23 protein-coding genes and 1 tRNA gene are annotated in these 22,819 nt (G+C 70.4%); 13 read left to right on the plus strand and 11 right to left on the minus strand.

The window, feature by feature from the left end; genetic code table 11:
- Positions 1–110 precede the first annotated feature (110 nt).
- Entirely contained in the window at positions 111–746 is a 636-nt protein-coding gene (gene upp / locus ACWD2L_RS24330; protein WP_266712219.1) for a uracil phosphoribosyltransferase, read from the minus strand.
- Between the two features lie 137 nt (positions 747–883).
- Here upp and ACWD2L_RS24335 point away from each other — a divergent pair, with 137 nt between their 5' ends.
- From ACWD2L_RS24335 to ACWD2L_RS24375, 9 genes are all read left to right on the plus strand, one after another.
- The gene (locus ACWD2L_RS24335; protein WP_351344872.1) at positions 884–1,123 is read left to right on the plus strand and encodes a hypothetical protein; all 240 of its coding nucleotides are present in this window, start codon (positions 884–886) and stop codon (positions 1,121–1,123) included.
- Positions 1,124–1,306: 183 nt separating this feature from the next.
- On the plus strand, positions 1,307–1,873 hold the full coding sequence (locus ACWD2L_RS24340; protein ID WP_351344875.1) for a tRNA adenosine deaminase-associated protein: 567 nt from the start codon (positions 1,307–1,309) through the stop codon (positions 1,871–1,873).
- Between the two features lie 85 nt (positions 1,874–1,958).
- The gene (gene tadA / locus ACWD2L_RS24345; RefSeq protein ID WP_351344908.1) at positions 1,959–2,417 is read left to right on the plus strand and encodes a tRNA adenosine(34) deaminase TadA; all 459 of its coding nucleotides are present in this window, start codon (positions 1,959–1,961) and stop codon (positions 2,415–2,417) included.
- A 10-nt stretch (positions 2,418–2,427) separates the two neighbouring features.
- Positions 2,428–2,512: transfer RNA gene (locus ACWD2L_RS24350), tRNA-Ser, on the plus strand.
- Positions 2,513–2,959: 447 nt separating this feature from the next.
- On the plus strand, positions 2,960–3,133 hold the full coding sequence (locus ACWD2L_RS24355; RefSeq protein WP_351344878.1) for a hypothetical protein: 174 nt from the start codon (positions 2,960–2,962) through the stop codon (positions 3,131–3,133).
- A 51-nt stretch (positions 3,134–3,184) separates the two neighbouring features.
- Complete coding sequence (locus ACWD2L_RS24360) at positions 3,185–3,478, plus strand: Dabb family protein (RefSeq protein WP_351344881.1); 294 nt, start codon at positions 3,185–3,187, stop codon at positions 3,476–3,478.
- A 173-nt stretch (positions 3,479–3,651) separates the two neighbouring features.
- Entirely contained in the window at positions 3,652–4,521 is an 870-nt protein-coding gene (locus ACWD2L_RS24365; RefSeq protein ID WP_351344884.1) for an RNA polymerase sigma factor SigF, read from the plus strand.
- Between the two features lie 247 nt (positions 4,522–4,768).
- Entirely contained in the window at positions 4,769–5,707 is a 939-nt protein-coding gene (locus tag ACWD2L_RS24370; RefSeq protein ID WP_351344887.1) for an RNA polymerase sigma factor SigF, read from the plus strand.
- 129 nt (positions 5,708–5,836) lie between these two features.
- The gene (locus ACWD2L_RS24375) at positions 5,837–6,610 is read left to right on the plus strand and encodes a hypothetical protein (RefSeq protein WP_351344890.1); all 774 of its coding nucleotides are present in this window, start codon (positions 5,837–5,839) and stop codon (positions 6,608–6,610) included.
- A gap of 48 nt (positions 6,611–6,658) precedes the next feature.
- On the opposite strand, the gene ACWD2L_RS24380 is transcribed toward ACWD2L_RS24375, so the two are convergent.
- Positions 6,659–6,871 carry a hypothetical protein gene (locus tag ACWD2L_RS24380; protein WP_351344893.1) on the minus strand — a complete coding sequence of 71 codons (213 nt, stop codon included), beginning with the start codon at positions 6,869–6,871 and terminating at the stop codon, positions 6,659–6,661.
- A 197-nt stretch (positions 6,872–7,068) separates the two neighbouring features.
- Between ACWD2L_RS24380 and ACWD2L_RS24385 the strand changes: the two genes are divergently transcribed.
- The 4 genes from ACWD2L_RS24385 (at position 7,069) to ACWD2L_RS24400 (ending at position 11,683) form a co-directional block, all read left to right on the plus strand.
- Positions 7,069–7,587, plus strand: coding sequence for a MarR family winged helix-turn-helix transcriptional regulator (locus ACWD2L_RS24385; RefSeq protein WP_351344896.1), 519 nt, complete (start codon positions 7,069–7,071; stop codon positions 7,585–7,587).
- Positions 7,588–7,607: 20 nt separating this feature from the next.
- Positions 7,608–10,127 (plus strand): MFS transporter, encoded by a 2,520-nt coding sequence (locus ACWD2L_RS24390; RefSeq protein ID WP_351344899.1) that lies wholly within the window; start codon positions 7,608–7,610, stop codon positions 10,125–10,127.
- 210 nt (positions 10,128–10,337) lie between these two features.
- Positions 10,338–11,156: a YceI family protein gene (locus tag ACWD2L_RS24395; protein ID WP_351344902.1), complete on the plus strand. Its 819-nt coding sequence runs from the start codon at positions 10,338–10,340 to the stop codon at positions 11,154–11,156.
- 65 nt (positions 11,157–11,221) lie between these two features.
- Entirely contained in the window at positions 11,222–11,683 is a 462-nt protein-coding gene (locus ACWD2L_RS24400; RefSeq protein ID WP_351344905.1) for a PPOX class F420-dependent oxidoreductase, read from the plus strand.
- 209 nt (positions 11,684–11,892) lie between these two features.
- Here ACWD2L_RS24400 and ACWD2L_RS24405 read toward each other — a convergent pair whose 3' ends face one another.
- The 9 genes from ACWD2L_RS24405 to ACWD2L_RS24445 all read right to left on the minus strand — a co-directional run bounded on the left by ACWD2L_RS24405 (position 11,893) and on the right by ACWD2L_RS24445 (position 22,764).
- Positions 11,893–12,675 (minus strand): TetR/AcrR family transcriptional regulator, encoded by a 783-nt coding sequence (locus ACWD2L_RS24405; protein WP_351332018.1) that lies wholly within the window; start codon positions 12,673–12,675, stop codon positions 11,893–11,895.
- Between the two features lie 88 nt (positions 12,676–12,763).
- The gene (locus ACWD2L_RS24410) at positions 12,764–14,266 is read right to left on the minus strand and encodes an MFS transporter (protein WP_351332021.1); all 1,503 of its coding nucleotides are present in this window, start codon (positions 14,264–14,266) and stop codon (positions 12,764–12,766) included.
- A 76-nt stretch (positions 14,267–14,342) separates the two neighbouring features.
- A complete protein-coding gene (locus ACWD2L_RS24415) occupies positions 14,343–16,538 on the minus strand; it encodes a glycosyltransferase family 39 protein (RefSeq protein WP_451191302.1) in 2,196 nt (731 codons plus the stop codon).
- The gene (locus ACWD2L_RS24420) at positions 16,535–17,902 is read right to left on the minus strand and encodes a bifunctional glycosyltransferase family 2/GtrA family protein (RefSeq protein WP_351332026.1); all 1,368 of its coding nucleotides are present in this window, start codon (positions 17,900–17,902) and stop codon (positions 16,535–16,537) included. The genes ACWD2L_RS24415 and ACWD2L_RS24420 overlap by 4 nt, the downstream gene beginning before the upstream one ends.
- Before the next feature lie 241 nt (positions 17,903–18,143).
- Entirely contained in the window at positions 18,144–19,649 is a 1,506-nt protein-coding gene (locus ACWD2L_RS24425; RefSeq protein ID WP_351332273.1) for a HAMP domain-containing sensor histidine kinase, read from the minus strand.
- Between the two features lie 59 nt (positions 19,650–19,708).
- On the minus strand, positions 19,709–20,464 hold the full coding sequence (locus ACWD2L_RS24430; protein ID WP_351332028.1) for a response regulator transcription factor: 756 nt from the start codon (positions 20,462–20,464) through the stop codon (positions 19,709–19,711).
- Between the two features lie 93 nt (positions 20,465–20,557).
- Positions 20,558–21,469, minus strand: a complete 912-nt coding sequence (locus tag ACWD2L_RS24435; RefSeq protein WP_351332031.1) for an amidohydrolase family protein — start codon at positions 21,467–21,469, stop codon at positions 20,558–20,560.
- A complete protein-coding gene (locus tag ACWD2L_RS24440; protein WP_351332033.1) occupies positions 21,462–21,827 on the minus strand; it encodes an antibiotic biosynthesis monooxygenase family protein in 366 nt (121 codons plus the stop codon). The genes ACWD2L_RS24435 and ACWD2L_RS24440 overlap by 8 nt, the downstream gene beginning before the upstream one ends.
- A gap of 64 nt (positions 21,828–21,891) precedes the next feature.
- Complete coding sequence (locus ACWD2L_RS24445; RefSeq protein WP_351332275.1) at positions 21,892–22,764, minus strand: DUF2797 domain-containing protein; 873 nt, start codon at positions 22,762–22,764, stop codon at positions 21,892–21,894.
- Positions 22,765–22,819: the final 55 nt, after the last annotated feature.

Genomic DNA, 22,819 nt, shown 5'->3' on the forward strand with positions numbered 1-22,819 from the left:
AGGGCAGAGCCCCGACCCTTCCACCCCCGCCGGCACTCGAGGCGCAGGGCCCAGGGCAGAGCCCCGACCCTTCCACCCCCGGCCCTTCTCGTGTGTCCCGTGCGGCGCCGCTACTCGGCGACCCCGTACATCCGGTCCCCGGCGTCGCCGAGGCCCGGGACGATGTACCCGTGCTCGTTGAGCCGCTCGTCGACCGAGGCCGTCACGACGGTGACCGGCGTGCCGGCCAGCTCGCGCTCCATGATCTCGACGCCCTCGGGGGCGGCGAGCAGCACCACGGCCGTGACGTCGTCGGCGCCGCGCTTGATCAGTTCCTGGATCGCCGCGACGAGCGTGCCGCCCGTGGCCAGCATCGGGTCCAGGACGTACACCTGGCGCCCGGAGAGGTCGTCCGGCATCCGCGTCGCGTACGTCGCGGGCTGCAGCGTCTCCTCGTTGCGGACCATGCCGAGGAAGCCCACCTCAGCGGTCGGCAGCAGCCGCACCATGCCGTCGAGCATGCCGAGGCCCGCGCGCAGGATCGGCACCACCAGCGGGCGCGGGTACGACAGCTTGACGCCGGTCGTCCGCGAGACGGGGGTGTCGATGTCGACCTGCTCCGTGCGCACGTCCCGGGTCGCCTCATAGGCGAGCAGGGTGACCAGCTCGTCGGCCAGGCGCCGGAAGGTCGGGGAGTCGGTGCGCTGGTCGCGCAGCGTGGTGAGCTTGTGCGCCACCAAAGGGTGGTCGACGACGTGGATCCGCATGTCCTCAACAGTAACCGGGCCACAGGGCCGCGGCTGCCCCGCGCGGTGGCATCAATGACCGGTGCGGAGGGAAGGTGGAAGGGACTCGCCGACTGGCGCCGACTGCGCCGACCGGGCGGACTGGGGTGGTGTGGCCGATGGCGGACGGGAAGCGTCGGGAGCGGCCCGAGCACGGGCCGGGCGGGAGCGGGGCCGGGCCCGAGCCGGAGACGGAGCCGGATTCCGGGCCGGAGACGGACGCCGCGCGCAGGCGCAGGCGGGCCCTGTTCCTGCGGGAACTGACCGAGGCGCGGGAGCTGCGCGCCAGGGTCCAGCCGCGCCGCGCCCGGGCCGCACGGATGCGTCAGCAGATGCGGATGCGCACGTTTCGCTGGTGACGGGGCCCGCCGATCCGCCCCCGACCCCCGTCTCGCGGGACCCCGCGGAAGACGCGCCACAAACACAGCGCGCGGAAGACCTCTCTTGGAGCCGGACTTTCTGCCACGATTCCGAGTGGGCGGGGCTTGAACTGCACTCCCCGCCTCCTGACCGGCACACCTGAGACAAGTGGGAGAGTCACGGTGTACTTCGCCGCACTGCTCGCGCGCACCGAAGACGGGTGGGAAGCGAGCGACACAGAGCTCGACGACGTGGAGACCCTGTCGGACCTGGCCGACCTGGCCCGCGAGGCGTTGGCCGAGGCCGGCGCCGAGGACGACACGATCCTCGTCTTCATCGAACAGGAGGACGCCTGGTTCGGCGTCGTCCGCATCGACGGCGAGGAGGACCCTCGCATCTACGTCTCCGACGCAGCCGCTGCCGCCCGCAGCAGCTACGGCGAGATCCTGCTCACCGACGAACTGCTCGGCAAGGCTCCGGACGGTTTGGACGCCGTCGCCGTCGACGAACTGGACGCCCTGGACCTGGACGGGACGGAGGACGGCGAACCGGACGACGAGGAGGCGTCCGGGGACGAGGACGAGGACACCGGAGCCGAGGCGGTGCCGCCCGGCCCGCTCGGCGACAGCGCGGTCCTGGCCGACCTGGGCGTCCCCGAGAAGGATCTGCTCACCCTCGACGGGGCGGACGCGCTGAGCGAGATCGCCGACGCCCTGGGGGCATCGGAGGTCCTGGAGACGGTGCGCTGACCGCCGCGGCGATAGATTCCTCGCCGTGACACCCTCCGACGCCGCTCCCGCCCCCGATCCCGTACGAGACCCCTGGAAGCCGCCGATGCGGCAGGCCCTGGCCGAGGCCGGGCTCGCCGCGGCGGCCGGTGATGTGCCCGTCGGCGCCGTCGTGCTGGCGCCGGACGGGACCACCGTGCTCGCGCGGGCGCACAACGAGCGCGAGCTGACGGGGGACCCGACCGCGCACGCCGAGGTGCTGGCGCTGCGGCGGGCCGCGCAAGAGGTGGGCGAGTGGCGGCTGACCGGCTGCACGCTCGTCGTCACCCTGGAGCCGTGCACCATGTGCGCGGGCGCGCTCGTGCAGTCCCGCGTCGACCGGGTCGTCTACGGGGCCCGCGACGACAAGGCGGGGGCGGCCGGTTCGCTGTGGGACGTGATCCGCGACCGGCGGCTCAACCACAGGCCCGAAGTGATCTCCGCGGTACTCGCCGAAGAATGTGCGATCCAGCTCACCCGTTTCTTCAGGGATACGGATTTCGGAGCACGGCCCCCCATGGGCTAGAGTTCCTCTCGGTAGCGTGTCCGAGCGGCCGAAGGAGCTCGCCTCGAAAGCGAGTGTGGGGAGACTCACCGTGGGTTCAAATCCCACCGCTACCGCCGTTCGAAGGGGCGGATCCGATCGCGGATCCGCCCCTTCGCTTTGCCCGCTGGGCCGGTCGGTCGGCACCCGCGCATACGAAGAGCCCCGGCGCCTGACCAGAGGCGCCGGGGCTCAGCCGTCCCGTTCGGGTCGGGGGGAGCGGCAATCGGGGGGACAAGCCGCTCCCCCCGGTGAGGACGATCTCCCGTAGTCCGCGCCGCTTCTGGGGGGAAGCCGCGGCGCGGACCCCGCAGTCGGGGTCACGTCCCAGCCCATCGGATTCCTGCCAGACCCTCCGGGCTCGTCACCAATACTGCCCCTTTGTGGGGGTGCGGGACGTCGGCAAAGGACCCATAACCGGAGGCCGTTGGTCCTTAAAGGTCGCGTCGGTGATCGTCCGCGTTAGACTCACCGCCGTTCGACAGGGGTCGGACGGGGACCGGACACGGGTACGGGGAGGCAACGTGGTGCAGTCGAAGAAAATAGCGCTCTTCGTCGGGGTGGTCTTCGTGCTCTACGTGATCATCACCGACCCCTCCAAGGCGGCCGATTACGTCCAGATAGGGTTCGAAGGCGTATCGTCCGCCGCCCAGTCCGTGGGTGACTTCATGACCTGGGTCGTCAACGGCGGGAAGTAGGCGGGAAGTAACGGTCCGGCAGACCGGCCGTCAGCACCTCAGGAGCGCCCCGTGATCCGCCATCTGGTCCTTTTCAAGCTCAACGACGGTGTGAGCCGTGACGAACCGCGCGTGGCCGAGGGCGTCGAGGCCTTCCGCGCGCTGGGTGCGAAGATCCCCGAGCTGACGTTCTGGGAGTGCGGCTGGAACATCACCGACCGGCCGATCGCCCACGACTTCGCGATCAATTCGGCCGTCGAGGACACCGATGCCCTGAAGCGGTACCTCGAGCACCCCGCCCACCAGGAGGGCGTCGCGATGTGGCGCGAGTTCGCCACGTGGGTGATCGCGGACTACGAGTTCTGAGGCGCACCCTCCGGACCGTCACTCGTTCGAGAAGCCTCTCACCGGAACGGTGAGGGGCTTTCGTGCGTCCTGAACCCGTCCTGAACCCCCGCCGATGCCCCAACTGAGGCTTCAACACGGAGTTATGCGGTGCTTGCACACAGTGCACATGTCTTGTGATGCTATGACCGCTTTTGACCGATGAGTTGACGGAAACAGAGGTGGAGTTGACCGTGCCGGCCAGTACTGCGCCTCAAGAAGCACCGCCCGCGCCCGAAGCGCCGCCCGCGCCCACGAAGAGCCGGGGCGCCGACGCCCGCGCGCTGACCCAGGTCCTCTTCGCGCAGATCAAGGACCTCCCGCCGGGCAGCCCCGAGCACTCCAGGGTGCGCGGCGCCCTGATCGAGGCGAACCTGCCGCTGGTGCGGTACGCGGCGGCCCGCTTCCGCAGCCGCAACGAGCCGATGGAGGACGTCGTCCAGGTCGGCACCATCGGCCTGATCAACGCCATCGACCGCTTCGACCCGGAGCGCGGCGTCCAGTTCCCGACCTTCGCGATGCCCACGGTCGTCGGCGAGATCAAGCGGTACTTCCGCGACAACGTCCGCACCGTGCACGTGCCGCGCCGCCTCCACGAGCTGTGGGTGCAGGTCACCGGCGCCACCGAGGACCTGACGACGGCCTTCGGACGCTCCCCGACCACCGCCGAGATCGCCGAGCGGCTGCGGATCGGCGAGGACGAGGTGCTCGCCTGCATCGAGGCCGGCCGCTCGTACCACGCGACGTCCCTGGAGGCCGCACAGGAGGGCGACGGGATGCCGGGCCTGCTCGACCGGCTCGGCTACGAGGACCCGGAGCTGGACGGCGTCGAGCACCGCGATCTCGTACGGCACCTCCTCGTGCAGCTGCCCGAGCGGGAGCAACGGATCCTTTTGCTCCGCTACTACAGCAATCTGACGCAATCTCAGATCAGCGCCGAGCTGGGTGTCTCGCAGATGCACGTGTCAAGACTCCTCGCCCGCAGCTTCGCTCGACTTCGGTCCGCAAACAGGATCGATTCCTAGCTCGAACGGGTAGAGAAGACCCGCGGGGCATTTCCCGCGGGAATCCGCGCCATCTCCCGCCACACCCCTTGCTTCCTGCGTCGATCCATCCCATACATGTCGACATGTCACTACAGCGTGTTGCCGACATGTGACATTCTGCTGGAACGGCGTTTGGCGCAGCCCCTCGTCCGGTATTCAGGTGGAGGCTGCGCTCTTACCTGACGGGAGCGTCCGCCGCGACCGTCCGCGACCTCAAGGGGGTGGCATGTCCGCAGACCAGGGCAGCTCGAAGGTGCTCACGCTCACGCCCGGCGCACCCGCCGCGACCGATGACCTGAGCGAGCAGACGCCTGCCGCGCTGATCGACGCTCCTGTTCCCGCTTCGGTTCCGGCGCAGGCCGCCGGGGACCGCGAGGTGTCCGTGACACCTCCGACAAGCGGGTCCATCGACACCCGAACCTTGTCCCGTTCCCTGTTCCTGCGTCTTGCCACGCTCGACGAGCACAGCCCGGAGCGGGCGTACGTCCGCGACACGCTGATCGAGCTGAACCTGCCGCTGGTGCGGTACGCGGCGGCCCGCTTCCGCAGTCGCAACGAGCCGATGGAGGACATCGTCCAGGTCGGAACGATCGGCCTGATCAAGGCGATCGACCGTTTCGACTGCGAACGGGGCGTGGAGTTCCCGACGTTCGCGATGCCGACGGTCGTCGGTGAGATCAAGCGGTTCTTCCGGGACACCTCGTGGTCGGTGCGCGTGCCGCGCCGCCTCCAGGAGCTGCGGCTCGCCCTGACCAAGGCCAGCGACGAGCTCGCGCAGAAGCTGGACCGCTCGCCGACCGTCCCGGAGCTCGCCGTGGTGCTCGGCGTCTCCGAGGAGGACGTGGTCGACGGCCTCGCGGTGGGCAACGCGTACACGGCGTCCTCGCTGGACTCGCCCGCGCCCGAGGACGACGGCGGCGAGGGCTCCCTCGCGGACCGGCTCGGCTACGAGGACACGGCCCTTGAGGGCGTCGAGTACCGCGAGTCGCTCAAGCCCCTGCTCGCCAAGCTGCCGCCGCGCGAGCGCCAGATCATCATGCTCCGGTTCTTCGCGAACATGACGCAGTCGCAGATCGGCGAGGAGGTCGGCATCTCCCAGATGCACGTGTCCCGGCTGCTCACGCGGACGCTGTCGCAGCTGCGGGAAGGTCTGATCGCCGACTGATAGCCGACTGGGCGAAGGCGCTGCATGGGGCGGGTCCGGTGTCCGGGCCCGCCCCGCCGCATGTGTGGCCAACCATCACAACCGCCCCACGGGGTTCCTAATTGACGGGCCGTCAGACACACTGGCGCGATGCTGCGGACTTGGTTGCTCGGTCACAGGAAGGTCGCCGTGGGGGCCGCTTCGGTCGCCGCGGTGTGCGTGAGCGCGGGCGCCGTCGTCGCCCTCGACGGTGACGGCGGTCCCGATCCGTACGTGGCCGTGGGCGCGGCAGGAGCGGCGCCCACGGGACCGGGCGACCGGGTCGCGCCCCACGGCAAGGTGGAGCTCGTACCGCTGGACCCACCAGAGACGGGCAGCCCTGGCGCCTCTGGCTCCTCGGGGAAGGGCGGGACGGGCAAGGCCGCGGAAGACGGTCCGGACGCGGGCGGCGCCCCTCCAGCCCGGGAGGTCCCCGGCGAGTCCCCCGGCGGCGATGGCACAACACCCGCCACAGAGAAGCCCCCCGGCAACTCTGGCAGCGCCGGCGGCTCCGGGAGCGCCGAGAGGTCCGGCGCCGCCTCCGACCGCGGCGACACGCCCTCCTCGTCCCCCTCGGGCCCCGCCCTGCTCAAGGTCGGCGACCCCGTGCTCAAGGACGCCGACAAGCGCTGGTGCCAGGACGTGACGCTGGCGCTGCACAACTCCGGTGGCAGCGCGGTGCGTTCGGGCAAGGTGACCTTCGAGACGCACGTGCTGGGGGCCCTGGGTGTCGACTGGGCGACCGTCGACGTCACAAAGAAGCTCCCCGCGCCCCTCGGGGCCGGGGAGAAGAAGCGGAAGACGTGGACGGTGTGCGTCGACCAGTGGCGCGTCCCGCTCGGCATGCGGCTCGAGACCAAGGACGTCGACGTCGACTGGAAGTGAACTGCCTCGCCGGACCGGCCCCGGAGGTGAACTGCCTCCGGGGGCCGACTACTTGAGTGCCAGCCAGGCCACGCCCGCCACCACCACGATCGCGAGCACGATGCCGATGATCAGGCCGGCGCTCGGCCCGGACTTCGCGGCGGCCTGCTGTCGGCCGGGTCCTGCGGGAGGCTGTTCGTCGACGAAGGCGCGGAACATCTGGGTGTTGCCCGCGGGGTCGTTAGTGCCCTGGGGGCCGGGGCCTTGGGGGTTGTTAGCCATGGGGCAGGACCCTAGCGAATTGCCGTGAAGGACGCCACAGCCCGCGCGCAGGGCGCCTGAGCTGCGACTTTACTGATTTGCACTCGTTCTTTGCCGCGATTTTATCCGCGACCACCCCCTTTCGTTTGCCTGTGGCAACCAACTGCTTCTATGGTTGCCCTAAGCAACAAATAAAGATCTTTTGGTCAGGAGGTGCCGTGGCCGCACAACGTCACTACGACGAGCTGGCGCGACAAATGAGTGCCTTCGGAGCCGTCAAGAGGGACATGGCGCGGATCCTCCCGCCCGACTGTCCGACCGGTTCGGCCGCGGTGATCACGCTGCTCAAGCGCTACGGCGACATGCGGATGAGCCGCATGGCCGAGCTGCTCGCCGTGGACGTGTCCGTGGCCAGCCGGCACGTGGCACACGTCGCGGACCGCGGTTGGATCGAGCGTCATCCCGACCCCGCCGACAAGCGTTCGCGCATCCTCAGCCTCACCGAAAAGGGCTCGAAGCAGATGGAGGTGCTCAATGAACGGAGCACCCAACTGCTCGCCGACCGGCTGAGCGACTGGTCCGACGACGAGGTCGATCAATTGATCGTCCTCATGACACGACTGCGCGAGAGCTTCGGTGACTGCCGCACGACGGGGTCCCGAACGACGGTTCCGCAGGCCGCCACTGAGCCGACCATCCAGTCGACCGCTCAGACCATCACCCGTACACCCGCGTAACACGTAAGAAAAGGAATCCCATGGCAACAACCACACCGTCCGGTGTGCGGGGCAGCCATCCCAAGCATTCAGGGGCCGCCCCCGAAGCGGGCGCCCCGATGTCGCACCGGCAGGTCATGGAGGCGCTGTCCGGGCTGCTGCTCGGCATGTTCGCCGCCATCGTCTCGTCGACGATCGTCACCAACGCTCTTCCCAAGATCATCGGCGACCTGGGCGGCGGCCAGTCCGCCTACACCTGGGTCGTCACGGCCTCGCTGCTCGCCATGACCGCCACCACGCCCCTCTGGGGCAAGATGGCGGACCTGTTCAGCAAGAAGGCCCTGGTCCAGATAGCCCTGGTCGTCTACGTGGTGGGCTCGGTCGTCGCCGGCCTCGCGCAGAACCCGGGGATGCTGATCACCGCCCGTGCCATCCAGGGCATCGGCGCCGGTGGTCTGTCCGCCCTGGCGCAGATCGTCATGGCCGCGATGATCGCCCCGCGTGAGCGCGGCCGTTACTCCGGTTACCTCGGCGCCACGTTCGCCGTCGCCACCGTCGGCGGTCCGCTGCTCGGCGGCGTCATCACCGACACCGACTGGCTCGGCTGGCGCTACTGCCTCTTCGTCGGTGTGCCCTTCGCGCTGATCGCCCTGATCGTGCTGCAGAAGACGCTGCACCTGCCGGTGGTCAAGCGGAAGGCGAAGGTCGACTGGGCCGGTGCCTTCTTCATCACCGCCGCGGTCTGCCTGCTCCTTCTCTGGGTCACCTTCGCCGACGACAAGTACGAGTGGCTGTCGTGGCAGACCTACACGATGGTCGGCGGCTCGATCGTACTGGCGCTGATCTTCACGCTCGTCGAGTCCAAGGCCACCGAGCCGATCATCCCGCTGCGACTCTTCAAGAACCGCACCATCACGCTGGCCTCGCTCGCGTCGCTGTTCGTCGGTGTCGCGATGTTCGCGGGCACCGTGTACTTCTCGCAGTACTTCCAGTTGGCGCGCGGCAAGACGCCCACGATGTCGGGTGTCATGACGATCCCGATGATCGGTGGACTGTTCATCTCCTCCACCGTCTCCGGCCAGATCATCACCCGGACCGGCAAGTGGAAGGCCTGGCTCGTCGCCGGCGGTCTGTTCCTGACCGCGGGTCTGGGGCTGCTCGGCACCATCGAGTACGACACCCCGTACTGGCGCGTCGCGATCTGGATGGCGCTGCTGGGTCTCGGCGTCGGCATGATGATGCAGAACCTCGTGCTGAGCACGCAGAACCAGGTCGCCCCCAAGGACCTCGGTTCCGCCTCCTCGATGGTGAGCTTCTTCCGGTCCCTCGGCGGCACGATCGGCGTCTCGGCGCTCGGCTCCGTGATGACCAGCCGCATCAGCACCCACGCCACCGACACCATCGGCTCCCTCAGCCCGCAGGAACAGCAGGCCGCGGGCAAGGCCATGGGCGGCAGCGCACTGCCGGACATGTCCGTCCTGCCCGGCCCGATCCGCAACTGGCTCGAGGCCGCGTACGGAAGCGGCATCGCCGACATCTTCCTGTACGCCGCCCCGGTCGCGTTCCTGGCATTCGTCTTCACGATCTTCATCAAGGAGGTTCCCCTGCGTACCACCGGAGCCCTCGAACAGGCCGCACAGGGCGACGCGTCGCCCTCGGCCACCCCGGCCCAGGCCGCTGCTCCCGCCCCCGCGCCGGAGCAGGTGCCGAGCCTCGTCGGTGCGGGTGAGCCCGCGGCCGACCACCAGACCCAGCGGCTCGCCGCTGTGGCCTCCGCGGGCGCCGGTGCCCCGGTGGGCGGCGGCACCCCGGTCCACGGCTTCGTCCGCGGTGCCGAGTCCGCCCCGGTGTCCCGCGCCGCGGTCACGCTGATCTCCCTCGGCGGCCGTCAGCTGGGCCGCGCCGTGGCCCAGGGCGACGGTTCGTACGCGGTCGACGCCCCCGGCGCCGGCAGCTACGTCCTGATCGCCTCGGCCGACGGCTACCAGCCGCAGGCGTCCACCGTCCTGGTGGGCGAGGACCCGGTCACGTACGACATCCTGCTCAGCGGGACCAGCGGCCTCACCGGTGTGGTGCGGGCCAGCGAGACCAAGGCGCCGGTCGCCGGGGCGATGGTCATCGTCACCGACGTCCGCGGCGATGTGCTCGCCACTGGTCAGTCCGGTCCGGGCGGCGAGTTCACCTTCGCCGAGCTGGTCCCGGGCACCGTGACCATCGCCGTGAACGCGGCGGGGCACCGTCCGACGGCACTGCCGGTCGAGGTGGGCGGCACGGGTGTCACCCGCGTCGAGATCGACCTGCACTCCGGCTCCCAGGTCCAGGGCACCATCCGGGCCGCGGGCCGCGCGCTGAACGACGCGCGGGTCACGCTGGTGGACGCCGCGGGCAACGTGGTCGCCACCGCCACCACCGGTGAGGACGGCGAGTACGCCTTCACCGACCTGGACGGCGGCGAGTACACCGTGATCGCGACCGGCTACCCGCCGGTGGCCACGGGCCTCAGCGTCAACGGCAGCGGCATCGACGGCCACGACATCGAACTCGCCCACCCCGGCGAGTGATCAGGCCCCGGGCCACCTGAAGGTGTGGTTCGCGCTTTGAGCGGACGCGGACCACACAGGCCCGGTTGTGAGAATGGGCCCCGGACCCGGCGGCGTCGTCACATCGGCAGGGGACGGCCGAGACGCATGCCGGCCGGGGCCCGTCTTCGTAGGGGGAGAGAACGACCGCCCCTCTACGTACGTAAGAACTTGAGCTAGGAGAGCAAAAGCATGGGACTGAGCGCGCGGATCCGCACGCGGGACGGGTGGGCCCTGCCGCACGCCGTCGTCACGGTGACCGACATGACCGGATCGCAGGTGCTGCGGGCAGAGGCCGACGACGAGGGCGCCGTGCACGACCCGGCCGCGCTCACGCCCGGTCCCTACACGGTGATCGTGACCGCCGTCGGCTACGCCCCCGCCGCCTCCACCGCGATGGTGACGGCGAGCGGCAGGGCCGACGTGGGCAGCATTGTGCTGCACCGGCAGGGCGGGGCCGAGCTGCCGCCGCCCGGGCCGTGGATGGTCGACCCGATGCACTCGACGATCGCGGCGACGGCACAGCACCTCGGAATCACGTCGGTGCACGGCCGGTTCACCGAGTTCTCGGCGCGCATCGACATAGCGCAGGACGTGGAGAAGTCGCGGGTCGAGGCCGTCATCAACGCGGCGTCCATCGACACCGGCAACGGCATGCGCGACGGCCACCTGAAGTCCCCGGACTTCCTGGACGTCGAGACGTACCCGGAGATCACCTACCGGTCGACCGGCATCGAGCCCGCGGGCACCGACCGCTGGACCGTGCACGGCCAGCTGAGCCTGCACGGCGTGGCGCGCGAGGTCGACCTCGACCTCAGCTACCTGGGCACGGGCGCCGACCCGTGGGGCGGCACGCGCGCGGCGTTCAAGGCGATCGCCGAGCTGAAGCGCGAGGACTTCGCGATGAACTACAACCAGGTCGTGCAGGCCGGCATCGCCGCGATCGGCGCGACGCTGAAGGTCGAGCTCGACATCCAGGCCGTACAGGGCGACGCGCTGCCACAGATGTGACCCCGGCGATGTCAGCCCCCGCTCGCCTGCACCATGATCCGCCGGGCAGGCCCTAAAGTGCGGGGATGGCTCCGAATATCGCGACCAACACCCGTGTCTCCATCGACGAGTTGCTCGACTTCGTAAGGCCCAGGCACCGCGCCCTCCTCATCACCGCCCGCGCCGACGGCACCCCGCAGGCCTCACCTCTGACCTGCGGGGTCGACGGCGACGGGCGGATTGTTGTTTCCACGTACCCGGAGCGCGCCAAGACGCGGAACGCGAAGCGGGATCCGCGGGTCAGTCTCGTCGTGCTCAGCGACGAGTGGAACGGGCCGTGGGTGCAGGTCGACGGGGTGGCGGAGGTCATCGACTCGCCCGATTCCGTCGAGGCGCTCGTGGAGTACTTCCGGTGCATTTCGGGGGAGCATCCGGATTGGGACGAGTATCGCGAGGCGATGGTCGAGCAGGGGAAGTCGATCATCCGGGTCACGCCGGAGAAGTGGGGGCCGGTTGCCACGGGTGGGTTCCCGGCGAGGCTGTCCTAGGCGGCACCGGCGTTACGGCCTCGGGGCTCCGCCCCGGACCCCGCGCCTCAAACGCCGGCGGGGCTGAAAAGATCGCCTCAATCGCCGGCGGGGCTTGAAATACCAACCGTCGGCGAGCCTTGATCTAACAAGCCCCTGCGGCGATTGAGCAGGCCTTTCAACCCCCTGCGGCGATTGAGCAGCGGGGTCCGGGGCGGAGCCCCGTGGCGTCAAGTGTGGTGGGCCACCAGGGACTCGATGCCGGCGATCTGGAGGTCCAGGGCGACCTGGAAGTCCATGTCGCGCATCGCGTCCACGTCACCCCCCTCCTCCACCGCCTCCATCATCCGATCCGCATGCGAGAAGTCGTCCGCCATCTCCTCCGGAACGGAAAACGCCGCCATCGCCTTGTGGAAGTACTCGTCCTGCGTAAGCCCCACCTCGGCGCAGCGCTGCCGGAAGTGGCCCTCGATGGTGCCGTATCCGTACACGAACTGGAAGACGGACGAGACGGCGCCGCGCTGCTGCGCCAGCGTGAGGCCCGTGCGGGCGATGACCCTCTGTACCGCCCGCGAGAACAGCAGCGACTTCGGGCCGACGTTGAGGTAGTTGCCGACGAGCGGCGAGATCCACGGGTGCCGGACGAGCAACGTCCGGTAGATGGCGGCCAGTTCACGCAGCTGCGTCTGCCAGTCCGGCAGGTCCTCCGCGTCCGTGTCCGGGATCTCCAGCTCGCCGAAGGCCTGGTCGAGGGCGAGTTCGAGGAGGTCGTCCTTGGTGTCGACGTACCAGTAGACGGACATCGCGGTGACGCCCAGTTCGCCCGCGAGGCGCCGCATCGAGAACTTGGCGAGCCCCTCCGCGTCCAGGAGCCCCACCGTCGCCCGGGTGATCCGCTCCCGGTCGAGCCCGCTGGGCTGCTCGGCCCGCCGGCCGCGCGACGCTCTGGGCCTCGGCTCCACGGCGCCATCCGTGTCCTCGAGCCAGACGCTCATCCGCGCTGCCTTCGCCATGGCGTTCCTTCCCAGGGATTCCTCGTACGCGGGCGGATCGGGCCTGCGCACAGGACCGCTCCCCACCCGCACCGATGCTAAGCGGAAGTCACCGCTGCCGGTTCTCCGCTTGTTCCGCCCTGCGCAGCAACGCCGCCGCGAGCAGGCCGCCCGCGAGGACGGCGGCCGCGCCGGCCAGCTGGCTGGTCTCGAGACCTGAGGAGAAGGCTTCGCTGATACGGGCCTTCTCCCCGGCCGAGTCCGCCGCCGCGAGCGCCGCGGGGAACGAGGCCGCGGAGACCGACACGAGCGCGCCGAAACGGGCGTTCAGGACCGCGCCGAGCACCGCGACCCCCAGCCCGTTGCCGAACTCCGCGAGGGTGCCGTTGACCCCGGCGCCCACGCCCGCCTTCTCGGGCGGAATCGCGCTCATGATGGCGTTGGCCATCGCCGGCATCGCGAGCGCCATGCCCGCGCCCATGACGACCAGGCCGAGCAGCATGCCGCCGTAACCACCCCCGCCGAGCAGCGAGATGGCCGCGAGCCCCGCCGCCATGCACGTCATGCCGGACGCGATGGTGACCGGCGTGCCGAGCTTGCCGAGCAGCCGGGGGCCGACGCCCGTGAGGTTGAGCGCGACGACGGTGAGCGCCATCGGCGCGGTGCGCAGCCCCGCCTCCAACGGACCGTATCCGAGCAGGAATTGGAGGTGCTGGGTGAGCAGGAACAGCGAGCCGCCCATGCCGAAGGCGACGAGGATCGCGCCCGTCACCGCGCCCGTGAACCTCCGGTTCCGGAAGAAGTGCATGTCGAGCATCGGATACGGGATCCGCAGCTCCCACGTCACGAAGGCGGCCATGGACACGAGGCCGATCGCGGCCGAGACGAGGACGGGCGCGGAGGTGAAACCGTCGCCGGGGCCCGAGATGATCGCGTACACGATGCCGGTCATGCCGACGGTGGACAGCACCGCGCCGAGCAGGTCCGGGCGGTCGCCGAACGGGTTCTTCGACTCGGGGACCAGGGCGAGCACGGCGACGAGGCCGATGAGTGCGACCGGGATGTTGACGAGGAAGATCGAGCCCCACCAGAAGTGGTCGAGCAGCACGCCGCCGACGAGTGGACCGACGGCGAAGCCGATCGTGCTGACCGTGGACCACAGGGCGATCGCCTTGACGCGCTCGGCCTCGCTGAAGATCTGTACGACGACGGCGAGCGTCGACGTCATCATCAGCGCGCCGCCGACGCCCATGCCCGCGCGGGCCGCGATCAACTGCCCCGTCGAGCCCGCGAACGCGGCGGTCAGCGAGCCGACGCCGAAGATCGCGAGGCCCGCCGCGAGCATCTTCTTGCGGCCGTAGCGGTCGGAGGCGCTGCCCGCGGTGAGCAGCAGGCCGGACTGGACGAGCGAGTAGGCGCTGATCATCCACTGGATGTCGGACGTCGAGGCCTCCAGCTCCCTGGTGAGGGAGGGGATCGCGACGTTCAGGACGGTGTTGTCGAGCAGCACGGTCAGCTGGGCGAGGCAGATGACGCCGAGGATGAGCCAGCGCTGGGGGTGACCCGCGGTGACCTGGGGTGCCTGGGTGGCCGGGTCGGCCGTGGGGGCCATGGGCACTCCTCTACGGTGCATGGGCTGAAGTTTCCCATACACCGTAGAGGATGTGTTGTACGCCGTACAACCGCTTTTACTTGGGCTGGGTCAGGTCGTAGAACGTACTGCTGCCGACCGTCACCAACTTGAAGTTGGCCTCGACCCACTTCGTGATCTTCGTCGACGTGCCGGAGCTGGAGCCGCCCATGCCGCCGCCACTGGATCCGCTGCCGATGAAGTAGTGGATCCTGCCGTCCTCGACGTACTGCTTGAACTGGGCGAGCGTCGGGGACGGGTCGGTGCCGTTGAAGCCGCCGATCGCCATCACCGGGTCGCCGGTGGCCAGTTGGTAGCTCGACTGGTTCTGCGAGCCGATCGTGGCCGCGGCCCAGGTGTAGTCACCGGCGTTCTTCTGGAGCAGCTTCTTGGCCTTGCTGCTGACCGTGGCGCCGTTGAGGAGGCCGCCCATGCCGCCGCCTCCGCCGCCGCCCTTGCCACCGGCCTGAGCACCGGTCTTGCCACCGGCCTGAGCACCGGTCTTGCCACCGCCGGGCATGCCGCCCTGCTGCTTGGAGCCCTGCTTCTGGCTCTGGCCCGGCGTTCCGCCACCGGGGAAGCCCTTGCCGCCGCCGGTCGGGGGTTGCCCCTGCGCCATGCCTCCTCCGGCCTTGCCGCCCTGCTTGCCCGGCATCCCGCCGGGACCGCCGCCCTTGCCGCCGCCACCGGGCCCACCACCAGGGCCGCCCATCATGCTGGACCCGGAGGGCCCCGCCGTCACGATCGACCCGGTGTGCCCGGTGTTCAGCGTCGAGATGGTGTACGCGGTGGGGGCGGCCAGCGAGGCGAGCAGGCCCAACACGGCGGCCCCGAGCGCGAGTTGACGGTTGAGCCGGCCCGCGAGAGCGAGGCCCGCACCCGCCACGAGGCCACCGATCAGCACGACCCAGCGCAGCCACGGCAGATAGTCCGACGTCCGGCCGAGGAGTACGTACCCCCACACGGCCGTCGCCACGACCGAGGCGCCCAGCGTCACCGACCACGCGAGCCGCGCCCGCTCCTCCCACAGCACGGTGGCGCCCATGCCGATGACGGCCGCGAGATACGGGGCCAGGGCCACCGTGTAGTACTGGTGGAAGATGCCGGCCATGAGGCTGAACGTCAGGCCGGTCACCAACAGAGAGCCGCCCCAGGCGAGGAACGCGGCGCGCGCCGTGTCGGTGCGCCTGGCCTTCCACGTCAGGACCACGCCCGCGACGAACAGGATCAGCGCGGCGGGGATCAGCCACGAGATCTGGCTGCCGATCTCGGAGTTGAACATCCTGGTGAGGCCGGTCTCGCCCCACTGTCCCGTGCCGCCGCCCGCGCCGCCGCCACCGCCACCGCCACCGCCACCGACGGAGCCGGCCTCGTCGCCGTTGATGCGGCCGAGTCCGTTGTAGCCGAAGGTCAGTTCAAGGAACGAGTTGCTCTGGGAGCCGCCGATGTACGGCCGCGAGGACGCGGGCCACAGCTCGACGATCGCCACCCACCAGCCGCCCGCGACGATCATCGCGACGGCGGACAGGGCGAGTTGACCGAACCGCTTGCGTACTCGTACCGGCGCGAACACCGCGTAGAGCACCGCCAGCGGCGGCAGGACCAGGAAGGCCTGCAAGGTCTTGGTGAGGAAGGCGAGGCCGACGGCGACGCCCGCCCAGATCAGCCACTTGGTGCGGCCGTGCTCCATGGCGCGCACGACGCAGTACACCGTGGCGGTCATCAGGAGCGCGAGCAGCGCGTCCGGGTTGTTGAAGCGGAACATCAGCGCGGCGACCGGAGTCGTCGCGAGGACCACCATGGCGATCAGGCCCGCCGCGGCGCTGAACCGGCGGCGTACCGCCCCGTACAGGAGACCGGCGGTGGCCACGGCCATCAGGGCCTGCGGAGCGAGGATCGCCCACGAGTTGAGGCCGAAGAGCCGCACCGACAGGCCCATCGGCCACAGCGCGGCCGGCGGCTTGTCGACGGTGATCGCGTTCGCCGCGTCGGACGAGCCGAAGAAGAACGCCTTCCAGCTCTCGCTGCCCGCCTGGGCCGCCGCCGAGTAGAAGGAGTTGGCGTAGCCGGAGGCGGAGAGGTTCCAGAAGTAGGCGGCCGTGATCACGAGGAGCATGCCGAGGAACGCCGGGCGGGCCCAGCGCGGGTCCTCGGGCCTGCCGCGCCACACGCGCGTAGGGAATGCCGCCCGGGGAGGCGACTCGGCGGGAGGCGCGGGAGGCGCCTCGTACGAGGGTCGGGTGTCTGTGGTCATCGCTGGGTCGTCCTTGCCTGCGGAACCTCGGAGTTCCGTACGGGGATGGGGGCGGGCTCGGGGGTGCTCCGGTCGGCTGTCCGGTCGGCGGATTCGGACCGGTCCGAGAACACCCACGCCCGGAAGAGCAGGAAGCGCAGGATCGTCGCCGCGAGGTTGGCCGCGATCAGCACGATCAGCTCGGTGGAGTGCGCGGGCGCGCCGGAGGCCGTCTGAAGCGCGGCGAGCGAGCCGGCGGTCAGGGCCCAGCCGATGCCGAAGACGACGATGCCCTGGGCCTGGTGGCGTACGGCCTTGTCCCGGCCGCGCACCCCGAACGTCAGACGCCGGTTGGCCGCCGTGTTGACGATGGCCGAGACGAACAGCGCGGCCGCGTTGGCGACTTGCGCGCCCGAGAACGAGCGGAAGCCCGAGTACAGCAGCAGATACAGCAGCGTCGACAGGCCGCCGACGACGCAGAAGCCGAGCAGCTGGCGGGCGAGCCCCTTGGGCACGTCGGTGAGCCGCCGGTCACGCGGGTCGTCGCCGAAGGGGCGCGCGAGCCGGTCGAGGGGGAGCGAGCCGGTGGCGAGCGCCTTGCCGACGCGCCAGACGCCCTTGAGGTCGTCGGTCGCCGTCTTGACGATGTGCACGGTCGAGTTCGGGTCGTCGACCCAGTCGACGGGCACCTCGTGGATCCGGAGCCCGGCCCGCTCCGCGAGCACCAGCATCTCGGTGTCGAAGAACCAGCCGGTGTCCTCGACCAGCGGCAGCAGTACCTGCGCCACGTCGCGCCGGATCGCCTTGAACCCGCACTGGGCGTCGGAGAAACGGGCTTGCAGGGAGCCGCGCAGAATGAGGTTGTACGTGCGGCTGATGAACTCGCGCTTCGTGCCGCGCACGACCCGGCTGGCGCGGGCGAGCCGGGAGCCGATCGCGAGGTCGGAGTGCCCGGAGATCAGCGGCGCCACGAGCGGGAGCAGCGCGTTCAGGTCGGTGGACAGGTCCACGTCCATGTACGCGAGGACCGGCGCGTCGGACGCCGACCACACGGTGCGCAGGGCGCGCCCGCGGCCCTTCTGCTCGAGGCGGAAGTACGTGGCCTCCGGCAGTTCGGCGGCCAGTTCGTGCGCCACCTCGGGCGTGCTGTCGGTGGAGGCGTTGTCCGCGACGGTGATGCGGAAGGGGTAGGGGAAGGTGCGGACCAGGTGGTGGTGCAGCCTGCGCACGCACTCACCGAGGTCCTTCTCCTCGTTGTAGACGGGGATGACAACGTCCAGGACCGGCACATCGCCGCTGCCGGCAGGGAGGTGCTCCCGCGCCGGCAGCGCCCCGAACCTCGCGGAGACGGTGGGGTCAATGCCCGGAGAAGAGTCGGTTCGCATACCACCGACATTCACCAACTGCCCTGTTAGGGCTGTGTGGTGAGGCTTTGCCCCGCCTGTGAGTCCATCCCCAACAAAAACCAAGCCGCGTTGGGACGATGACCGGGCAACATCAAGCCCCGCACTCGAGCCAGAGGCTACGAGGGCCGGGCAACGTCAAGCCCCGCTCCTGGACGAGAGGCTACGAGGCCCGGGCAAATTCAAGCCCCGCCGGCGATTGAGGCGCGGGGTCCGGGCAAATTCAAGCCCCGCCGGCGATTGAGGCGCGGGGTCCGGGGCGGAGCCCCGCGTCGTCAACCCCGGGACCCGCCACGAACCCGGCCGCGTACGCCGGCAAGTGCACCGTGAACACGGTCCGGCCGACCACACTGCCCACCGTCACCGACCCCCCGTGCGCCGCCGCAACGGCCTGCACGATGGCCAGCCCAAGCCCCGTGGACCCCGCCTTCCGAGACCGCGAGGAGTCGCCCCTCGCGAACCGCTCGAAGACCCGCGGCAACAACTCCTCGGGGATACCCGGCCCATCGTCCTGCACGTCGAGGCAGACCCACCCACCCTGCCGATGCACGCGCGCGGTCACCGTGGTGCCGGGCGGCGTATGCGTACGCGCGTTCGCGAGCAGGTTGACGAGGACCTGATGCAGCCGCGCGGAATCGGCCAGCACGGCGGCCGGCTCGTCCGGCAGCTCCAGACGCCACTCGTGCTCCCGGTCGGCGGCCCGCGCATCGCTGAGCGCGTCGACGACCAGCGGCGACAGATCCGTCGGCTCGTACGACAGCGGTCTGCCGGCATCGAGCCGGGCGAGCAGCAGCAGGTCCTCGACGAGCCCGGTCATCCGGTCCGCCTCGGACTCGATGCGGCCGAGCGCGTGCCGGGTGTCCGGCCCCGTCTCCTCGCGACCGCGCCTGGTCAACTCGGCGTAGCCGCGGATGGAGGCCAGTGGCGTACGCAGTTCATGGCTGGCGTCCGCGACGAACTGGCGCACCCGCATCTCGCTCTGCTGGCGTGATTCGAGGGCGCCGTGCACATGGTCGAGCATGCGGTTGAGCGCGGCGCCGACCTGGCCGACCTCGTTCCTGGGGTCGGCCAGGGACTCCGGGACGCGTTCGTAGAGGGTCACCTCGCCGCTGTGCAGCGGGAGTTCGGAGACCCGGGTCGCGGTCGCGGCGACGCGGCGCAGTGGCCGCAGGTTGACGCCGACCATGATCGCCCCGGCGGCACCGGCCGCGACGAGGGCCGCGGCGGCGACGAGCAGCTCGGTGGCGATGAGCTTGTTGACGGTGGAGTCGACCTGGTCGGTGGGGCGGCCCACGTAGTAGTCGCCGTTGGAGCCGGAGACGTACTGGACGCGGTAGCTGCCGAGACCCGGCAGGTCGACGGTGGTGGGCTGGGTCCTGTCGTGACTCTGAGGGACGTCGTCCAGGGCGTCGAGCACGTCCTGGGACAGCCCGTCGGTCTGGATCTGCCCGCCGCCCGCGGTGTTCGTTCCCTCGACGCTGACCTCGCCGTCGGTGGCCTTCCCGCCGCTGACCTCCGCCCCGAGGGTCCCCGCGGGGGAGCCCATCGTCACGAAGGCCAGGTCGCCGAATTCCTGTTGGCCACGGGGCCCGGACCCGCCGGGAAAGTCACCCTTCGGCCCGCCGGCCCGCATCGCTATGCCGGACACCTGCTTGTCGAGCTCGTCGTACAGGTACGAGTGCAGCGAGACGGCGGACACGACTCCGATCACGGACGCCACGACGGCCATCAGCGCGACGGCCGTGACGACGAGCCGCGTCCGGAGCGTCTGAGGCCGGCCCCTGCGCTTCACGACGTCGTGCTGGCGGCCATGGCGGGCTTGATCAGATAGCCGGCGCCGCGCCGGGTGTGGATCATCGGCTCGCGCCCGGCGTCGATCTTCCTGCGCAGGTACGAGATGTAGAGCTCGACGACGTTCGCCTGCCCGCCGAAGTCGTAACTCCACACGCGATCGAGGATCTGCGCCTTGCTGAGCACGCGCCGCGGATTGCGCATGAGGAAGCGCAGCAGCTCGAACTCGGTGGCGGTGAGATGGATGTTGTCCCCACCCCTGGACACCTCATGGCTGTCCTCGTCCAGCATCAGATCGCCGACGGCGAGCACGGACTCGCTGCGCCGGTCGGCGGCGCCGGTCCTGCGAATGAGCCCACGCAGCCGCGCGACAACCTCTTCGAGGCTGAACGGCTTGGTGACGTAGTCGTCGCCACCCGCCGTGAGCCCCGCGATCCGGTCCTCGACGGCGTCCTTGGCGGTCAGGAAGAGAACGGGCACTTCCGGCAGCTCGCGGCGCATCCGCCCGAGCACGCTGAGCCCGTCCATGTCCGGCAGCATCATGTCGAGCACGACGGCGTCGGGCCGGAACTCGCGGGCCGTCTGCATGGCCCCCGTCCCGTCCCCCGCGGTGCGGATCTGCCAGCCTTCGTAGCGCAGGGCCATGGACAACAGCTCGGTGATGGACTGCTCGTCGTCCACGACAAGCACCCGGACGGGGCTTCCGTCCGGCCTCAGCAGTTCGGTACGCCCCTGGGGCGAGGTCGCGGTCATGGCGCAAGCTTGCGACGCGCCTCTGAGAGCACCCTTTCCCGTACCTGTGAAAACTCTGAGAAACGAATCCGAGAAACGAACAAGGGGCCGTGCTCAGTAGAGCCCGAACAGCGTTGCGGCATTGTCCCTGCACACGGCCCGCACCCAGTCGTCCCCGAGGCCGAGCCGCTCGATGGCCTCCAGCTGGTGCAGGTACGGATACGGGATGTTCGGGAAGTCGCTGCCGAGCAGCACCCGGTCCCCGAGGTCGACGAGCCGCCCCAGCTCGTCCCTGGGGAATGGGGAGTGCCGCTCGACGAAGTCGGTGAACGCCATGGTCGTATCGAGCCGCACCTGCGCATACCGCTCGGCGAGCGCGAGGAAGTCGGTGTACTCGGGCATCCCCATGTGCGCGACGACCAGCGGCAGCCGCGGATGCCGGGCGAGCAGCCGCGCGATCGGCTCGGGCCCGGTGTGCTTTCCGGGCGCGGGCCCGGACCCGCAGTGCGCCACGATCGGCACCCCGGCCTCGGCGAGCAGCCCCCACACGGGATCGAGCAGCGGATCGTTCGGGTCATAGGCACCCACCTGCACATGCGCCTTGAACACCCGCGCCCCCGCGTCCAGGGCATCGCGCACATACGCCTCGACGCCCGGCTCGGGGAAGAACGTGGCGGTGTGCAGACAGTCGGGCGTACGCGCGGCGAAACCGGCCGCCCACTCGTTCAGCCAGCGCGCCATGCCCGCCTTGTGCGGGTACAGCATCGACGTGAAGGCCTCGACGCGGAACTCCCGCAGCCGGGCCAGCCGCTCGCTCTCCTCCTCGCGGTACGTGATCGGCCACTCGGCCCCGACGAGCGGCCCGGCAGAGTCGAAGTACGCCCACACCTTGCGGAGCACGCGCTCGGGCATGAAGTGGGTGTGCACGTCGACGAGGCCGGGGAGCCGGTACCGGTCGAGGAACGCGGCGACCTGCTGGGGCTCGGAGTCGAGGCGGTCGCCGTGGTCGGGGCCGGGCTCAGTCACGCTCGAACCCCTGACTGCGCTCGACCTTGGCGACGTGCACGGTGTACCGCTCGTACCACTCGGCGCGGCCCTGCTTCTGCACGGCGCGGTGCTCGCCGACGGAGCGCCACTGCTCGATGGCGGCGGAGTCCCGGAAGTACGAGACGGTGATCCCGAGCCCACCGGGATTGCGTGCGGACTCGTGCCCCAGGTACCCCGGTATCTCCTTGACCAGCTCGTCCATCCGGTCGGCTGCCTCCCCGTAGCCACGGTCTCCCGGGGTCCGCACGGAGCTGAACACCACGACGTAATAGGGCGGTTCGAAGGCGGGCAACGGCCGGACTGCCGGCCCGTCAGTCGCATACGCGTGATCACTCATGTCCCTACGATCCCTCGTTCCCCGGCGTACCGGAAGGGAATGGACCAGCCGGTCGGCCGACCCGCTAGAAGAGCCCACCCTGCACCCCCGGAACTTCCCGCACCTCGAGCCTCGCCCCTCCGACCCCGCTCTCCCCCTGCGGCACCCGCTCCAACGGCCACCCGGCGAGCACCCGCGTATCGACGACGAGCCGCCGCTCTCCGCCGGCCTCCACGAGATGCAGATCGGGCCCGGCGGCGGCGACCACCCGCCCCGCGACGACGTCCCCTTCACCGAGCCCGCCCACGACGGCATCAACACGATCGATCCCGCCGAGCCCGAAAACCTCCCCGTGATCCACCACCTGCCACGGCAGCCGCTCCAACGATTCGGGCCACTGCTCGAGCCCCGCCGCGACGCCATGCACCCGCACCAACTCGGCGCCCCGCTCCTCGACCCCCGGCAACCCGCCCCGCACGGCCCGCTTCCTCTCGTACGGAATCCGGTCCGGCACCCCGAGCGCCACCCGCAGCAACTCCTCGGCCCGCCGCGCCGCCATCAGGGGCCCCCGCCCCAGCCATGTAAAGGCAACGGCCCCCTGCTCAAGCAGCCGGTCAGGGCCCCTCCGAGTGCCCGTGATCCCCACCTTCACGAGCCCATCCCCGAACCACGCCAAATACACGTGGTACGGCCGCGGGTCATCGGCGATGGTGTCCGCGGCCACGGACCGCGACCGGTCGATCGCGGCACACTCCGCGCACTGCGCCCGCGTCCCCCGCACCGGCACGGCATCCCGCCCGGGACAGACGGTCCACCGCCCCGACCGCCACACCCCGAGACACCGCCGCTCCCCACCGACCCGAAACGCGACGCCCTCCCCGAACCGCACCCCGCTCTCCCGCTCGGCCCCGCCGTCCCCCACCCACCCGAAGACCGGCCCGCCCCCACGCCACCGCATCCCGGTGCACCACCACGTCATAGAGCCAGGATGACGCACGCCACTGACAACACCC

Source organism: Streptomyces sp. NPDC002754, from assembly GCF_053592315.1.

Coding starts and splice junctions, on each gene's coding strand:
- upp (WP_266712219.1), bottom strand. CDS start 746: ATGCGGATCCACGTCGTCGACCACCCTTTGGTGGCGCACAAGCTCACC.
- ACWD2L_RS24335 (WP_351344872.1), top strand. CDS start 884: ATGGCGGACGGGAAGCGTCGGGAGCGGCCCGAGCACGGGCCGGGCGGG.
- tadA (WP_351344908.1), top strand. CDS start 1,959: ATGCGGCAGGCCCTGGCCGAGGCCGGGCTCGCCGCGGCGGCCGGTGAT.
- ACWD2L_RS24370 (WP_351344887.1), top strand. CDS start 4,769: ATGTCCGCAGACCAGGGCAGCTCGAAGGTGCTCACGCTCACGCCCGGC.
- ACWD2L_RS24375 (WP_351344890.1), top strand. CDS start 5,837: ATGCTGCGGACTTGGTTGCTCGGTCACAGGAAGGTCGCCGTGGGGGCC.
- ACWD2L_RS24380 (WP_351344893.1), bottom strand. CDS start 6,871: ATGGCTAACAACCCCCAAGGCCCCGGCCCCCAGGGCACTAACGACCCC.
- ACWD2L_RS24390 (WP_351344899.1), top strand. CDS start 7,608: ATGGCAACAACCACACCGTCCGGTGTGCGGGGCAGCCATCCCAAGCAT.
- ACWD2L_RS24395 (WP_351344902.1), top strand. CDS start 10,338: ATGGGACTGAGCGCGCGGATCCGCACGCGGGACGGGTGGGCCCTGCCG.
- ACWD2L_RS24400 (WP_351344905.1), top strand. CDS start 11,222: ATGGCTCCGAATATCGCGACCAACACCCGTGTCTCCATCGACGAGTTG.
- ACWD2L_RS24405 (WP_351332018.1), bottom strand. CDS start 12,675: ATGGCGAAGGCAGCGCGGATGAGCGTCTGGCTCGAGGACACGGATGGC.
- ACWD2L_RS24410 (WP_351332021.1), bottom strand. CDS start 14,266: ATGGCCCCCACGGCCGACCCGGCCACCCAGGCACCCCAGGTCACCGCG.
- ACWD2L_RS24415 (WP_451191302.1), bottom strand. CDS start 16,538: ATGACCACAGACACCCGACCCTCGTACGAGGCGCCTCCCGCGCCTCCC.
- ACWD2L_RS24420 (WP_351332026.1), bottom strand. CDS start 17,902: ATGCGAACCGACTCTTCTCCGGGCATTGACCCCACCGTCTCCGCGAGG.
- ACWD2L_RS24425 (WP_351332273.1), bottom strand. CDS start 19,649: ATGGCCGTCGTGGCGTCCGTGATCGGAGTCGTGTCCGCCGTCTCGCTG.
- ACWD2L_RS24430 (WP_351332028.1), bottom strand. CDS start 20,464: ATGACCGCGACCTCGCCCCAGGGGCGTACCGAACTGCTGAGGCCGGAC.
- ACWD2L_RS24440 (WP_351332033.1), bottom strand. CDS start 21,827: ATGAGTGATCACGCGTATGCGACTGACGGGCCGGCAGTCCGGCCGTTG.
- ACWD2L_RS24445 (WP_351332275.1), bottom strand. CDS start 22,764: ATGCGGTGGCGTGGGGGCGGGCCGGTCTTCGGGTGGGTGGGGGACGGC.